Annotated in this window: 1 protein-coding gene (cut by a window edge); it reads right to left on the bottom strand. The window is 73.5% G+C overall.

Features of this window, described 5'->3' with window-relative positions:
* On the bottom strand, positions 1–15,621 hold the start of the coding sequence (locus ABZ725_RS08650; protein WP_358801993.1) for a lonely Cys domain-containing protein. 16,035 nt of this gene lie to the left of the window's left edge; only the first 15,621 of its 31,656 coding nucleotides appear in the window; it begins with the start codon at positions 15,619–15,621; its stop codon lies beyond the left edge, outside the window.

The following is a 15,621-nucleotide window of genomic DNA, read 5'->3' as shown; positions in this document are numbered from 1 at the left end:
GGCTCCGCCGGCCTGCTTGAACTGCGTTCTGACCGCCGAACCACCGGCCTGGGCCGACGACTTGACCGTGGTGGTGGTCGCCACCGGCACCGGGCGGCCCAGTGCGCGCAGCCGGGTGACCCGGACCTGGTGGACGACGGTCGCCAGCCAGTCGACGTACGGGCCCTTGCCCCACAGGCCGGTCACCCGGGAGCCCATCGGGCCCGAGGCCTGGTCGAATTCGGCGGCCAGGTACTGCGGCCGGTGCGGGCGTACGGAGGCGTCGTGGGCGGGCGCGCCGTGCTGGGTCAACTGCCAGGCGCCCTTGGGGGTTTCGCGTTTCAGCAGCCGGTCGCCGAAGCCCCTGGAGGCGTCCCGCAGCGCCTCGTCCACCAGGCCGGGGGTGCCCCCGGTGGCCAGCACGGCGAGCGTCTCGTGGGGCTGGCCGTGCAGCTGGCCCGGGGACCGGTCCGGGTCGGTGGGCCCCGGCCCCGCTTCCCGGTCCTCGTCGGTGAGCAGACCGGTGGCCAGCCGCCGGGCCCTGGCCGGGTCCAGCACGGTGGTCCGAGCCGGCTCGGTGGTCCGGTACGGGTTGGGCGCGTCGGCGGCGTGCGGGTCCTTGTCCGGGATCTCGGCGTCGGAGACGCTGAGCAGCACCCGTCCGGTGATCGGGTCGCCGGCCGTGCCACCGATCAGGTCGACGGTGGGCTGCGGCCAGAACCCGAAGAGCTCGGTGCCCAGCAGGCCGAGCGAGGCGATGCCCCGGAAGAGCCCACGGAACCGCCAGTAGCCGTCGGAACTGGCGGTCAGCCGCAGGCCGTAGGAGAAGAGATGGGAAGGCCCCGGGCGCGCGTGCTCGGTCTCGAGCGAGGCGGTCATCCCGTACGCGGTGTTGTCCTGGCGCTGCAGCCCCGCCTCGACACTGACCTGTCCGGTGAGCGCGTTGGCCGGGCGGCCGGCGCTGTCGGTGGCCGTGTTGCGGGTGGAGACGGTCACCTCGAAGCCGGCCTCGGCGATCTGGCCCGCCTGACGGGAGCCGTCCGCCCTGGTCGTGCCGATGACGGTGTGGGTGAGGCCGAGGTCGTTCTGGGTGCCCTCGTAGCGGCGGCCGGTCAGCGCCACGTCCAGCCGGATGTGGCGGTACGTGTGGGTGATCCGGCCCGGCTCCAGCAGGGCCAGGTGGAGGCCCTGCGGGGAGGCCTCCTTCAGGCTGCCGGCCAGCGAGTGGTGGGTGAGGGCGCTGATCACGGTGGTGGTGTTCTGCAGGACGGCGTTGTAGACGCCGAAACTGCGGAACTTCTTCGGGTCGCCGAGATCGGCGAACCGGGCCACCAGGTGCGGGTACTTGGCGGCGAGCGCGGTGAGGACCTGGTCGGTGGTGGCGTCCAGGAAGGTGGCTTCCGGGGCGGGGGCAGGAGCAGGGGTGGGTGGGTCGGTGATGGCTGCCGGGTCGGGATCGGCGGGATCGGTGGCGGGCGCCGTCGTCGTGGGCGGTGCGGTCGTCGGTTGTACGGTCGTGGGCGCCGTGGTCGTCGGCGGTTCGGTTGTCGGCTGTACGGGCGGGGCGGGCAGGTCGGTGGTCCCGGCCGTGGTGTCGGTCGTCCCCGGCGTCGTTTCGGCCGTCGTCCCCGCCGTCGTTTCGGCCGTCGTTTCCGCCGCCGGCACCGCCACCGGGTTGGTATAGCGCCCGTCCGCGTGGAGGAACTGCTCCACCCGGCTCCCCCCGAGCGTCGGCGGGTTGTCCTCCGTCAGGAAGGCCGGGGCGAACGGCGCCGCGCCGCTCGCCCCGCGCAGGGTGGTCCCGTCGTCCCAGCCCGCCAGCCGCCGCGCCTCGGTGACCGTCATCCGGTCCAGGCTCCACGTCACGAACCGCGTCGGCCGGGCGTCACCCGTCCGCTGTACGTAGAAGATCTTCTCGACCTTGTACAGGACGGTGGGCACCTCCTTCGCGGCGCCCATCGACTTGTCCGTCCCCGAGCCGCCGGTCATCGTGGTGCGCCCCGAGACGTGCCCGTAGCGGGCGGTGGGGCCGAACTGGACCCGCAGCCGGGCCGACTCCCAGCCGAGGAGGCCGCCGATCCAGGCCAGCGGGTTGAGATTGAACGCGGGGCCGAGGGCGATGATGACGTCCTTGAACCACGACTTGTTCTGCTTGCGCTCGTTCTTGGTCGTCGCCTGGCCTATCTCCCAGATGGCGGCCCGGTCGCTGTCCTTCGCGGGGACGGCCCTGCCGGGCTCGACCCGGACGGCGAAGGCGCCCATCGGTGTGCGGTGCTTGTCGTCGGCGAACATCGGCTCGCTCACCACCGTCGACCTGGCCAGCCGCCCCGACAGCTTCCTCATGTTCTCCGAGTTGAAGAGGTCGTTGACGACGTCGTGCGCCGAGGAGTCCTCCCGGGGGCCGAGCCGGTCCGTCGCCCACTGGTGGATGTGCTCGACGGAGGCGTAGCCCTCGGTACGGACGAGGCGGTAGTCCGAGCCGGGCCCCAGCTTCATCTCGGCGGGGGCCCGCAGTGGGGGTGCGGTCCGGTCGGTGGTCAGGCTGTCCGCCACGCGCAGCCCGAGGCCCCTGCGCACCCCGAACCCGTAGGTGCTGTCGTCGAGTTGCTCCAGCGCGGGCCGGGACCGCCAAGCGGTGCCGAGGACACCGGGGCGGGCCGGGCGCGCGTCCTCGGTGTCGGTGACCCGGATCGTGAAGTACACGTCGTCCAGGTGCAGATGGGAGCCGTCGGCGTGCCGTGTCTCGGACTGGCTCTGCACCTGGTCGTGCGCCACGAAGACGACACCCCGGTTGCGGCCGACCCGCGCGGTGCCCCGGCCGAACAGGGAGAGCATCCCGGCCGCCGGGCCGGCCGGGAAGCCGGGGGCCAGCATCCGCGTCTCGGAGACCACCTTGGCGGTGCCGGTGGTGGTCTGGAGGCGGCTCGCGCTGTCGACCTTGACCGCGTTGGCCGGATCATCGCCGTCCGAGAACCGCTCCCAGTTCGCGTACCGGTGGGCATTGACGTACAGCGTGCGGGCCCGGCCCGACTCGGTCTTGTAGGTGAAGGAGTGTCCGGCGCGGTCGAAGAAGGGCCGGGGGTCGGACTGCAGCGCGTCGCGCAGCCGCTGGTCCAGCGTGCCCACCGACCCGCGGCGGCGGTGCTTGGACGGCTGTTCGGGTTTCTCGGCGGGGCGGGTCTCCGGGTCCGTGTCCAGCCGGGCGAGGATGGTGTCCGCCGTCTGCCCGGTGCCGCGCAGGACGGCGCTCTCCGAGCCGAGGACGAACTGCTCGGAGTCGGGGTCGGCGGCGAGGTCGGGGTCGGGGTCGGCAAGGACCTCGGCGACGGCCTCGGTGAGGGCCTCGGTGAGGGCCTCCGTGCCGGTGCCGGTTTCGGTGGGCGGCACCAGCGGCAGCAGCTCCTCCGGGTCGACGGGCAGCGGCAGCAGCCCGTCCAGGTAGCCAGGCAGCCGGCTCCCGTCGCTGAAGACGCTGGGCCCGTGCTCCGTACCCGGCGGCAGCATTCCGTGGTCCACCCGGGCCGGGCGGCGGACCTCCAACTCCTCGTCGATCCGGTTGCCGGGCACTTCGGGCACGGTCCGGCCCGCGGGCGCGGCGGGGTCGCCGTCCTCCGCCGGAGGAGTGACGGTCAGGACGGGTACGGGCGGAGGCGGGGGCGGTGTTTCGGCGGGCGGCAGCACCGGTGTTTCCGGCGGTACCGGCGTTTCCGTACCGGCCGGCGTCGGCAGTCCCGCCGAGGAGGGGGCGTCCGTGGGCTCCTGGCCCGGTGTGCTGCCGGCGGACAGCGTGACCGGAGCCGACGAGGTGCTTGTCGGGGCAATGGCGGGGGCATTGGCCGGGGTTTTGGCCGGGGCAGGGTGATAGCTGCGGTAGTGCCAGGGGCCGGCGCCCGGTGCCGTCATGTCGATGAGCAGCAGGGCGGTGTCGGGCTCACCGTCCGCGCGGGTCCAGGTGATGTCGCCGTCGGTGTACGGCACCGGCCGGCCCAGTTTGTGCAGCAGCTTGCCCGGCAGGTCCGGGTTCAGGAGGCCGACCTTGTCCATCGCCAGTACCAGTGGCACCGCCAGCGCTTTGGAGAACACGGCGGGGTCGCGGGTGAGCAGTTCGACGAGTTCGTCCTCGGGGATCGTGTACGACGTGCCGTTCGGGTCGCCCGGGTCGCGCAGCCGCACCAGCCCGTTGCCCAGGGCTTCCCCGGTGACGACCAGCCCGACGGGGCTCGTCTCGTTCTGCCACGGTGCCCAGTCGGTGCCGGTGTCCGAGATCTTGACCAGGGCGGCGTCGATCCCGTGGGCGAAGGGCGTACCGGCGAAGTTCCGCCCGCCCGCCGACTGACCCGTGGGGGGGATCCGGGTGCCGTCGCCCAGCAGCCCCCTGTCCTCGAAGAAGAAGGCGGCCAGCGCGTCGAGGTTGCGCGGGTCGCGCCCGGTGGCGAGGGCCCTGGCCACCAGCGACCGGGCCGCGGCGGACCGCGCCGGATCCGGCCACGCGGGAGCGGGGCTGTGCAGGATCCGGGCCTCGAAGCCGGCCGGGTCGGCCCGGTGCCGGGCGTACACCTCCTCGGTCACCACTTGGACCCAGAAGTACTTGGACCGGTGGACGCTGTTCACCCTGGCCGACGCGTCGAGGCCCAGCACCCTGCGGACGTCGTCGTCCATCGTGCCGGGCGGGCCCGTCCGGGCGGCGACCGCCACCACCTCCGGCAGGTGCGCGAACGCCGGGCCGGCCGTGCTCCCGGAGTACCAGGCCTGCGCCGCCGCGTGCAGTGCCCCCTCGATGTCCTGTGCCGTCAGGGGGCCGGGAGGGGTGCCCGACGCGACCGTGTGCGCGAAGGTGAACCGGTACAGCAGGTCCAGGGTGAAGTGCGGGGCGGCCCGGGACAGGTCGGGGTCCGCGCGCCGCATCAGTTCCAGGGCACCGATCGCCCGCAGCAGGGCCGGGAAGTGGGGGCGCAGGTACACGTCGTCCCCGAAGACCTCGCGCAGCGCCCGCTCCAGCCGGAGCGCCGCCATCCGGTCGGCTGCGGAGACCAACCCCGGGCCCCGGCGAAGCCCGGCCGTCCGGGCCCGGGCGGCCAACTCCGCCCAGGTCGGCTCCGGGTGGCTCTCCGGCGAACGGCCCTGCCCGCCCTCCACGTCGGTGTACAGCGCGAGCAGGGGCGCCGCGACACTCGTGAAGGTGGCACTTGTCCGGTCGCCACCGGTGGGAATGATCATGCGGGACTTGTTCGCCATGTCCTGCGCGTTGGAGACGTCCGCCAGCGGGTCGAGGGTGAACGGCGGGGGCGCGGCCGGCGCGTCCCAGTCGTCGGGCAGGTCGGAGACGGCGGCGCCGAAGCAGAGGCCGTAGTACAGCCTGAGGGGCGGCAGGCCCCGGCGGACCCGCTCCGCGCTGGCCTCTTCGAGATCGCGCACGCTGTTCCGCCGGCGCAGCGCGTTGTTGAAATGCGTTCCGGGGACCGTGACGGTACTGCCATTGGTCAGGGGCACGACGGCCTTGCGCGAAAGGCCGTGCGCCCAGATCGCGTAGTCCGCCTCCGGGGCCGGCTCGTTCGAGGGCACGAACATCCCGGTCGCCGGGTTGTAGTGCCACCTCTCCGTGACCTTCCGGAAGTTGCGCATGTGGCCGGCGCGCTTGTGGGCCTGGGCGTCGGTGTGGTGGAACGCCGCCCGGCCGTGCCGCTGGTGGTCGGGGTCGACGACGGTGCGGGTGTGCCACAGCGGTTCCCACCAGTACGGCGGGTCGGCGGGGTCCGGGTCGCGGTGGTCGGTCGGCAGGCTGCGCACCCAGTCGCCCAGCGGGTTGTCGGGCAGCGCCAGCCCGGTCAGGTGCCGACGGCCGGTCACCGGATGGGTCGTCAGACCGAGGTGCGCGGTGAACGACCACACCGTCCGGTCCGTGCGCCGCGCCAGCAGCTCGGCCGCCTCCACGCCCTGGTCGCCGGAGCCGGGCCAGGCCAGCACGAGCTCCACGCCGGCGGGCAGCCCTTCCGTCTCCACTACGAGGTACTCGATGACCTCGTCGAAGGTCATGGCCCGCCGGCCACCGCCGGGCCGGGGCACCTGGACGCTCCGGTGGTCACCGGCGTCCCCCAGCGCCAGCAAGGGGATTCCCGTCCACGGGGCGGGGACGAAGGTGACCTGGCCGTCGAGCTGCGTGCTCGCCACCAGGGTGGTGTCGAGGTCACCGGCGGCGAGGCTCCAGTTCACGCCGGTCCTGGTCCCGGTGCCGTCGACGAGCGACAGGGCGGGGCCGGCGGTGGCGTCGGCGGTACGGAAGTGGTGGGCGCCCAGCGCGGCGAGGTTGCCGGCGCGGCCCTGCTCGACGGCGTCCTGGACGAGGGCGGTCAGTTCGGCCCGTACGGCGTCGTCCACCTCGGCGTCGGCGGGCAGGTGCAGCAGCCGGCGGGCCAGGGCGTCCTGGGCGTCCATGGTCAGGGGGTCCCGGCCGTGTTCCGGGTCCTGGGACCAGAGCCGGGCCAGGACATCCCGTACGGGCTCGGGGGCGGGGGCGGCACCCGGGGCCGGGGGGACCGGTGCTGCCAGGACCGGTGCCGGGCCGGTGCTCAGGGCGTCGGTCGGTGGCGTCGTCCCGGCCGGGGTCGGGCCCGTGGTCACGGGGTCGTCGGATGCCACAAGGGCCGGTACGGACCCGGTCGTTACGGACCCGGTCGTTACAGCCTCGTCCGGTGTCGCCCCGGCCAGGATCAGGGGCGGGGTGTTCGGGGCGGCGGGGCCGTCGGCCGTCTCCCCGGTGGGGGTCGCCCGGGCCATGACCTCGCTCAGGGCGTTCGGGTCGGACGGCCCCGACGAGCTGTGGGAGAACATACTGTTCGGCATATCCGGCATATCCGGCATATCCGGCGCATCCGCCATGTCGCTGTCGTGCGCGCCGCTGTCCTGCTCCATCTCGGCGACGAAGCCGCCGGCCTGGCCGAGCAGCGGCAGCGCGTCCACCGCGGCCTTCGTCACGCGCAGCACCGCCGTCCGTTCCGCCTCGCTGAGCGCCCTCGGGTGCGGGGCGCCCACCCGGGCGGAAGTGACGACGGCCTGGAGCACCAGCCGCAGCCGGTCCTGGATCCCCGGCGCCAGCGGGGATCCGAGGGCGACCAGGGCCAGTGCCTCGGCGACCGACTGGGCGTGCCAGGCCATCAACGGCGGCCGGGCGCCCCCGTCGGTGGTGGGCAGCGGCCGGGTGGAGGCCATGGCCAGGAACGGTGCGAAGGCCCGTACCACGGGATGGCCGACGATCCGGCCGACGGCGTCGCGCAGGGCACCGTCAGTCAGCGGCTCCCGGAACCGAGTGGCCCGCTGGTGGATGGTCCGCGCCAGCGCCGCCAGCTCCTCGACGGTGCGCCGGAGGTCCTCGTCGGTCGCCAGCGGGGTGCCGGTGAGGTTCTGCCGGATCTCCACCAGCACCCGGGGTTCGGGGAAGCGCCCGTGGTTGGTGTCCAGCCGGCCGTAGCCCTCCATACCGGTGGCCCGCAGATGGACGGCGGCGGCCAGCTCCGTCCTTTCGGGGAGCTCTCTGCGCAGCTGCGGGAGCCGGGGCAGCGCGCCCAGTCCGCGCAGCGTCGCCGTGAGGTACTCGCCGACGGTCAGCAGCGGGGCGGGTTCGTCGAGGAAGCCCCGCATGTCCGTGGTCTGCCCGGTCAGCACGAACCGGTGGCGGTTGGCGAGTTCTGCCATCGACGTCTCGAAGGCCTCGCGGATGCGGTCGTGCCGCAGGTCGAGGAAGGCGCGGGTGCGTGGCCGGAGAGCCTCCAACACCCCCGGGAGGTCGGGCCGGGCGGGATCTCCGGCCAGATGGGTCCGGGACGCGCCGGAGATCGAGTTCTTGAGCAGATTGCGGCCGTGGGCCTCCATCATCGGCCACGCGCCGGCGTGCGTGTACACCAGCCAGGTGTAGCCCCAGACCTCGTCGACATCCGCCAGAACCGACAGGAACGGGACATGGGCCTCGCCCACCTCCGGGTTGCCCGTCACGTCCCGCACGAAGCCGACGGTCATGGCCTGGCCGAAATGCCGGGCGGCATGCAGGACCTGGAAGCGCGGGGGAAGGATGGTCCGCTTCATGATCCAGTCATGTGCCGCCCGCAGACCCACCGTCTCCACACCGATCGTGGCCTGCGGGAACATCAGGTGGCCGGCCCCGGAGGTGTTCGGCGGCAGCTGGATCCGCCGGGCTTCCGGCGTGGTCTGCCAGCCGAGGTGGGCGAAGATCTCCGCGAGCGTCCAGGGGCGGTTCTGCCGGTGGGCTTCGGCCAGCGCCGCGCGGCCTTCGGTCTGCAGGGCCATCAGTTCCTGGAGGGAGTCTCCCTGCTCCCCGGGCAGCACCTTCCCCGGTGCGAGCACGAACTCCACGACGGGGCTGCGCACCGGCAGGGGGTTCGGCATCCCCTCGGACACCGCCAGGTGCCGCTCCGGGTACATCAGTCCGTCGGCCCCCCGGAAGAACGTGCCGTGGTCGGTGACCGCCTGGATGCCGGGGGCGGCGGCCAGCAGTGTCTTCGACTCCATGTGGGTCCTGATGGGATACACGGGCAGTCCCCCGGGGGCGGGCCCCGCGAGGTTCGTGTGGAGGACGTAGCCCGATGCGCCCGGAGCGATCGTCCAGCCGGTGGCGGCGAAGACGTCGTTCAAGGTCGGGAGCCGGCGCAGGCGCTGCTGGTGTGCTTCGGCGAGGGCCGCGTACGCATGCTCCAGCGAGACCCTCGGGGCGGTCCCCTGCCCGGGCGGAAGCGCCGACGTCGGATCGGATTCGAAGACCACGACGGGGAACTCGTCCTGCGGCGGGTCCGGTTGCTCCGGGGACTGCGCCCGGGCCCGGTCCGGATACCAGAGGTGGTCCGCCCCCTGGAAGAGCACGCGAGTGCCGGAGATCGCCCTGAGGCCGGGGGCGGTGGCCAGCACTGTGCCGGGGACGTGCGGGATCTCCAGGAAGTGGCGGTCCTCGATCTCCGGGCCGACGGCACCGTAGTCGCGGCGTGGGGACGGATTGAGGTCGAGGGCGCTGTGGGCGGTGGAGGAGGACGGGGTGAACGGCGGTTGCGGGTCTTCGACGACCTGGCCGGTGGCTCCGATCACCACGATGCGGGCGTCGGCGGCGGACAGGCCGGACAGGCCGGGCAGGGCGGGCAGGGCGGGGAGCCGTTCTCCGTCGGGCGCCTGGAGCTCCACCCAGACGGGCGTGTCGCTGCCCCGGCCGTCGGCGGTGAGCGGCTGGTAGGCGGCCCAGGCGTGTCCTTCCTGGTCGCCGGGGCGGCGGGCGAGGATCAGGGCGACGGAGCCGGGCCCTTGTGTGCGGAGGACGTCCTGAACCCGGCCCCAGGAGCCGGCCGGCTGCCATTCCTGGCCGGGGGCCAAGGAGGATTCGGCCGGGTCCTGGAGGAGTACCAGGTCGTCCAGACTCCGGGCCGGACGGACGCCCCGGGGGAACAAGGCGTCGCGGAATGCGCGGAGCAGGGGGAGGCAGCCCGGGGCGGGGGCCGGGGTGGGGTGAAGGCCCGCCGCAGGCGTCCCACCCTCACCCACCGCCCGCACGGCCGCGACCACCTCGTCGACCAGCGCCAGCAGGCCGGCAGTGGTCAGCGGGCCGGGGCCGGTGGTCCGGTGGGCCGAGGCCGGCGGGGTGTTCGGCGTGCGCGGTGCCGGGGCGGACGTGACGGGGGCGGAGGTGATGGGACGGGGCGGGGGCGGGGCGGTGCGGGGCACGCCCGTAGGGCGTACTGGGGGATCCGGGGTCTCCCCACCACGCGGCGGAGCCGCATATGTCGCTTCGGGAAGGGGCGGGGTGGGGTCAAGGCCCGCCGCAGGCGCCGCATCCACCCCCGCCTTCGCCGGCCCCGACGAGTCGTAGGTGACGACGTTCGCGACCGGGGACGCCCCGGTCCCGGGGTTCAGTTGCTGCCAGGCCTGGGCGGTCGGCGTCGCGGTGTCGATCAGGGACGGGTCGTGCGGGTCGTCGCGGTCCAGGTCGAACGAGCCGCGCGTGAACACGACCGGGCGGCCCAGCTGTCGCAGCGCCTTCCCCGGCAGGTCCGGGTTGAGGACGCCGAGCTCGGAGATCCCCAGTATCAGGGGGACGTTCAGCTTCTTGTTGAAGATCTCGGGGTCGCGGGCGAGCAGTTCGACGTACTCGTCCTCGGACACGACGTACCGTGGTCCGCCCGGCTGCCCGATCCGCAGCCGCCCGTTGCCCAGGGCCTCCGCTGTGGCCAGCAGCGGCGCCGACCGCCACGGCGAGTCCACGGCGGTGGGGGCCGAGTACCCGGGGGTGGTGGACGGCACCAGCCACTTGTCCAGGTTCACGCGGCGGGCGGGTTCCAGCCCGGCGAGGTTCCGGCCGCCCGCCGTGCCGTCGCCGGTGATCAGGGTGTCGGCCCCGAGCAGGCCCTCGAAGTCCAGGTGGGCGGCGGCGAGCGCGTCGACGTTGTACGGGTCGCGGCCGGTGGCCAGAGCCTTGGTCACCGTCAGGCGTGCGCGGTCGGACTCGGCGGGGTCGGGCTGCGCGAGGTGCAGGATCCGGGCTTCGAAGGCGGCCAGGTCGGCCTGGTGCCGGTCGTACACCTCCTCGGCCCGGACCTGGGCCCAGAAGTACTGCGAGCGCTGGAGGCTCGTGGGCATGGGCCCGACGTTCGGGTCCAGGACCAGGACCTCGCGGACCTGGTCCGGGGTGGGGTTGCCGTGCTGCTGGGCGGCCTGGTGCACCAGGGGCAGGGAGACGAAGTCGCTGAGCGTGGGATCCGGAGCGGGTGTCCGTCCCGCAGCCACCGCCGTCGCTGCCCTTGCCGCCGCCTTCCGCCGGGTGACGAGTGCCCGGCCCAGGGTGATCTGGACGTCCTGCTGCGTCAGGGGGGCCGACAGCGCGGTTCCCTTCCGGGCCTTCCGGTCGGCGCGTACGACCCGCGTCAGCAACTCCATGGTGAAGAGTGGTGCGGCCGTGGAGAGGACGGGGTCCGCGCGCCGCATCAGCTCCACCGCGCCGATCGCCGTCAGCAGCGTCGAGTAGTTGCTGTGGGTGTCCACGGCGTCGCCGAAGACGGAGCGCAGCGCCCGGGTCAGGCGCAGTGCGGCGTTCAGGTCGCTGGGGAGGACTGCGCCCGGTTCGGTGTGGAGCCCGACCGTCCGGGCCCGGTCGGAGAGCTCGGCGGGCAGCGGCTCGGGCCAGCGATCCCGTGACCGACCCGGGCGGCCCAGTACATCGGTCGCCAGGCCGTGCAGGTAGTCGCTGCCCGACGCGATGGTCAGACTGATCCGGTCGCCGTTGGATTTGATGATCAGGCGGTTCTTGTTCGCCGTGATCTGGGTCAGGGGGATGGTCTCCAGCTCGTCGAGGACGAACGGGGCGGGGGCGGCGTTCCCGCGCCACTCCGGCTCTTTGGACAGGTTCGAGGCCGCGTCGGAGGAGCAGATCCCGATGAATATCGCCCGCGGCGGAAGGCCTTGGGCGACATCCGCTTCGCTGGCATCCCTGAGTGCGCGCACGCTGGGCCGCCGGGACAGGGCCCCGGCGAAGCTCTCCGCCGACACGGTGATGACGCTGCCGTCGGCCAGTGCCACCTGGGTGATCCCGGGGTGGCCGTGACCGTAGTAGAAGTAGTCCGCCTGCGGCGCGGGCCTCGGCTTGCCCACCGGCCGGCCTGTCACGGGGTTGAAGTCGACCTGCTTCGTGAAGGCCGGCAGGTTGCGCAAATGCTTGTAGGTGACGTCCAGGCCGGGCTCGTCCGATGGGAAGGACGACCGGCCGATCTGCTCGTGGTCGGAGGAGGCGATGGTGCGGGTCGCCCACTGCGCCTCCCACCACTCGGGGACGTCACCGGGCAGCGGGTCGCGCCACTCGTCGGGACCGACCGGGAACCAGTCGCCGATGGGGTGTCCGGTCCCGCCGAGGGCGGTCAGGACGCGGCGGCCGGCTGTGGCGGCCGTGATGCTCGGGGCAGCCAGGCCGGCCGGGGTAGCCGGGCCGGTTGTGGTGGCTGTGGTGGTCGGGGCAGCCGGGCCGGTCGCGCTGGCCGTGGCGCCTGGCCCGGTCGTGGCGCCCGCGCCGACCGGATCGAGGCGTGCCGACACTAGGCCGCTGTTCACCCAGACGGTCCGGCCGGTCCGGTGCGCCACCAGGCGCGCCATTTCCAGCCCCCCGTCACCGGAGTTGGGCCAGGCCAGCAGGATCTCCACGCCGGCGGGGAGCCCCTCCGCCTCCACGACGAGGTACTCGGCGACCTCCGCCATGCTCATCCAGCGGTGCCCTCCGCCGGGCCACGGCACGCTCACACCGGTCGGGCCGCCCGTGTCGGCCACCAGGGTCAGGGGGACGCCGCTCCACGGAGCCTTCGTCGGCGGGGCGGACTGCCCCGTCGGCCGGTCCTCCACTTGGGTGGTATCGAGGTCGAGGGAGAGCAGGGAGGTCCAGTTGCGGCCCGGCCCCAGGGCGCCGTTCAGCAGCAGGGGGCGGCCCGTGGCGGGGGCTCCGGTGGTACGGATGTGGTGGACGGCCAGCGCTTCGATGCTGTTCGCCCGGTTCTGCGCCACGGCGTCCCGTACCAGCGCGAACAGCTCGGTCCGGATGGCGTCGTTCCCGGGGGTGTCCGCGGGTAGGTGCAGGATCGCACGGGCCAGGCCATCGATGTTCACCCAGCGCTCACGCGGATACCGGGCCCTGTAGAGGTCGGACAGGACCTTCAACTCGGCGGCGGCAGCGGCGGCGACAGCGGGGGCCATGGGGACGTAGGGCGGGAGGCCGGGCGCCGGTCCGGCTGGGGTGGCCCCGGCCAGGATCCGGTTCAGGGACCCCAGGTCGGGCGGGCCCGGGGAGCTGTAGGTCCGCACCTGGTCCGCGTCGGACGCGGTGGGCGCCGAGGAAGGGCTGTCGGCGCCCTCGTACGGCGGGGCCGGTGCCGTCGGGCCTTGGTCGGCGCCCTCGTACGGCGGGATCGGCGCCGACGGGCCCTCCTCGGCGCCCACCGGTTCGGCACCCACCGGTTCGGCGGGCGGCTCTTCGGGGCGTACCGCCTCTGGCCCGGAGCCGGTGGCGACGGGCCGGGCCGGTGCGGATACGTCCCGGGCCGTGTCGCCCGAGGCCGTGGGGACGGGTTGGGCCGGGCCGAGGGCCGGCTGCTGCGCCGGTGCGACGGCGGGGAGGGGGCCGATCGCCCCGGCGACGGACACCGGGCTGCGCGGGTCCAGCCCGACGCGCTGGGCGAGTTGGCGGGCGAGCTCGGCGGGCGTCGCGGCGGCGCCGGCCGGCCCGGCGAGGTCCACCGTGAGGTACGGGGCGGCGGTGGCCGGTACGACGGTGAGGTGCAGCAGGTCGCCGTCGGGCAGCTGGATCGCGGGGGTGTTGAACAGCGCGTCCACGCCGCTGGCCAGGTCCGACCAAGCCGATTCCCGTTCGGCGTCGGTGGCCCCGGAAGCGAGCGCCACCTCGATCGTCAGGTCGGTGACCGGCTGCCCCTCGAAGACGAAGCGCCGCACCTCGAAGGAGGAGGAGCCGTGCTGTCCCGGCGCCACCGCCGAGGGGACGTCCGTCGGGGTGCCGTCGGTGGTGCCCTCGGCGCCGGGTTCGGCGTCGGGCTGCTCCTGCCAGGTGTGGTCGCGCCGTACCGCGTCGGCCTGGGCGCGGGCGCTGTCCCAGCCGGGTGGGTTGTGGCCGGCGGCGGAGCTGCTCGGGAGGGTGGCAGGGGTGACGGCGGGTGTGATGGCCAGGGCATCGGCAAAGGTGCTCTCGACGTCGGACTCGGCCCCGGGCTCGGGCTCGCCGTCGGTCCGGTCCTGCCCGTTGTCGCGCTGCGCCGGGTCGGTCTGGCTGCGGTTGGTGTCCACTCCGGTGGCTGGCTGGCCGGTGGCGGGGCTGTGCGGGGTACTGGCGGGCGTGGTGGCCGGGGTGACGGCGGGAACGTCCGCCGGGGTCTCCTCGGCGTCGAACTCGTCCTGCCAGGCGTCGCGTTGCGCCGCGTCGGTCTGGGCGCGGTTGCTGTCCCACCCGGTGGGGGTCTGGCCGCTGGTGGGGATGGAGCCCGGGGTGTCGGCCAGCGGCGTGCCGGAAGCGTTGTACCCGCCGCTCGACTCACCCTCGTGCGCCTCGACGAACGAGTTGTCCGAGCGGTACGGCGAGACCCCGGTGGACAGGACGGGCCGCGAGGCGCCGACGGTGTTCAGCGCCGAGGCGGGCAGCCCGCCGGCCGTCTGGAAGGGGACGGAGCTGCCCAAGCCGGACGACGAGGTTCGGTCCGGGGGGACGGACGACGTGCCCGACCCGCTCGAACGGTCGGTGCTGTCCGTGCTGTCCGTGCTGTCCGTGCTGTCGATGTGGTCGACGCGCCCCGGGGAGCCGTTGTTCAGCGAACTGCCGCTGCTCGTCGGCACCATGACCGGCGGCGTGGACACCGGCGGGGTCGGCAGCGGCGTGGGTACCGACGTCTGCACCGGCGGGGTGGTGCCCAGGCCCCCCGTGAAGTTCCCGGAGTCCCGCCCCCCATTCGTCAGCGGCACCGACCCGGAGCCTGAACCGGAACCGGAGCCGGAACGGTTCGCGCCCGTCCCGTCACGGTCGCCGCTCCAGCCGCTGTCCATGTTGTTGCGGAACGTGTTCGCGTCGTTCACCCCGCCCGGCGGGATCTTCGGCGGGAAGAACTTGGCGTTCAGTGCCAGCGCCCCGGCGACCAGGCCCCCGCCGACCACCGCGCCGATGACCCCGCTGGTCGTCCCGTACGCCACCGTCGCCCAGTCGAAGGTCCACCGGCCCTCGAAGAGACCGTTGTAGAGCGTCTCGGCGACCCCCTCGCCGAAGCCCTCGGCCGCGCCGCTGATGGCGACGCCCACCGCCCAGCCGGGCGCGTTCCTGATGTCGAACCTGCTGTTCGGGCCGCCGCCGGGGGTGGGCAGGTTCACGTCGAACTTGCCGAGGTCGCGGGGGAGGTCGTCCTTGAAGAACTTGGCGCCGACGTTCTTGAAGAAGTTCCCCAGCGTCGAGAAGACACTGATGACGCCGCCCGCGATGGCGCCGAACGCGAACGACTTGACGACGGCGAGCCAGTCGATGTTCTTGATCCGGCGGTCGTCCGGGTTGAGCCCCATCTGGGCGAGGCCGACCCCGAGGCTGATCATGGCTTCCTCGATGCCCTCGACCAGGCTGGGCCCGATATGGGTGAGCCGGGACAGCCGGTCGATGATCATCAGGATCGTCAGGGTGGTCCGGGCCCGCAGCAGCCACGCCTGGGTCAGCGACGTCCCGCCGGTGAAGAACGCCATCGCCGTCATGAACGCCATCTCGGCGAGGAACATGATGCATTCGGCGAGGATCTCCCACTTGGCCTGCTGGACGTTCTGGGAGATGCCGACCTGGCCGTAGGCCGCGTCGTCGAGGCTCTTGGCGAACATCTCCAGGTAGTCGACGCCGCCGCTGTTGCCGGTGAGCAGGGATAGGGCGTCCACGTACGGGTCGGCGACGCCCGGCGGGAGGGCCCGCGAGGCCTTCTGCACATGGGTGTTGAGCATGTCCCGGAAGAGGCGGAGCCGGCTCGCGAGATCGGTGTAGATGACACGGCTGTCGAACGCGAGGTTCTCATGGGCCGTGATGGGAGTGACGCCCAGCGTGATCTTCAGGAGTTCCTGAGCCCAGGGCGGATAGTTGATCTCCTCCAT

It is taken from the genome of Streptomyces sp. NPDC006872, from assembly GCF_040635845.1.
Taxonomy (GTDB): domain Bacteria; phylum Actinomycetota; class Actinomycetes; order Streptomycetales; family Streptomycetaceae; genus Streptomyces.
The sequence above is the reverse complement of the archived record's forward strand: the minus strand, read 5'-3'. Positions and strand labels throughout refer to the sequence as shown.